Origin of the sequence: Providencia sp. PROV119 (genome assembly GCF_028482435.1) — a bacterium.
GTDB classification, from domain to species: Bacteria; Pseudomonadota; Gammaproteobacteria; order Enterobacterales; family Enterobacteriaceae; genus Providencia; species Providencia stuartii.
Genome location: NZ_JAMPQL010000058.1, coordinates 1 through 1,133 on the forward strand (window position 1 = coordinate 1; position 1,133 = coordinate 1,133).

Genomic DNA, 1,133 nt, shown 5'->3' on the forward strand with positions numbered 1-1,133 from the left:
TCCGGTGGGAGGTTATTTAAACTTTCGTGGGTTCGATTTAGATTGTAATCTTGCTGCCAAAACCACACCATCTCTCGTACTTGGCTTAATGATTCAAATAAATAGGCATTTAAAAATTCACGCGAAATGAACCATTAAATCGTTCGATAAAACCGTTTTGTTGAGGTTTACCGGGTTGAATATGGCATAAATCAATTCGATTATTTTTACAATAATTCAATAGATTAGCTGAAATAAGTTCAGGCCCATTATCCACTCGAATTTGTTTCGGCAATCCTCTATCGATTTTCAAACGTTCTAGTACTCTAATGACTCGTTCAGCAGGCAATGACGTATCAACTTCAATTGCCAGGCACTCACGTGTCCCCTCATCAATAATATTCAAGGTTCTGAAGCGTTTACCACAGTACAAACTGTCGTGTACAAAATCCAAAGCCCATTGAATATTCGGGACTTTTTCTATCACTAATGGTCTTTTTTCACGCTTCGGAAGCACCTTTTTAACCCGTCGTTTCAAGTTCAATCCTAATCGACAATAAACGCGATAAACTCGTTTATGATTAAAAGAATAGCCTTGAAATCGCAGCCGAAAATAGCATTTCCAAAATCCTGATTGTGGTGATTTCGCTAATACAGATTGTATGGCATCGATCACCACTTGGTCTTTTTTACGCCAATCTAACGGTTGACGGTAAAAAGTAGCTCGGGGCAATGAAGTTAGTTTGCAAGCCTTAATGACTGATAAACCTGCCTCTTTTAATGATTGTGCACAGGACTTCTTTTCAGTCACTACCAACCCTTTTTTGCAAAAAGCGCCTTCATCGCATGATTTTCAAGGCTGACTTCCGCAAAGCGCTTTTTCAGTTTCGCATTTTCCTCTTCAAGCTCTTTTAATCGTTTAACATCATTAGCTTCCATGCCACCATATTTTGATTTCCAATTATAATAAGTGGCGTTACTGATCCCATTTTGGCGACAAATGTCTTCCACTTTCATCCCTGAATCAGCGAGCTTTAAAATATTAACGATTTGAGTTTCAGTAAAACGGGCTTTTTTCATCATGACCTCTGCAATTTTTAGGGCAGAAACTCTAATTATAGCTGTCTTATTTTAGGGGGAGTGGACAATAGCAC

At 38.5% G+C, this 1,133-nt stretch carries 1 pseudogene; it reads right to left on the reverse strand.

Annotated features, from left to right (window positions below):
- A pseudogene (locus PSF11_RS21165) lies at positions 1 to 1,059 on the reverse strand (IS3 family transposase); the annotation flags it as partial.
- Positions 1,060 to 1,133: the final 74 nt, after the last annotated feature.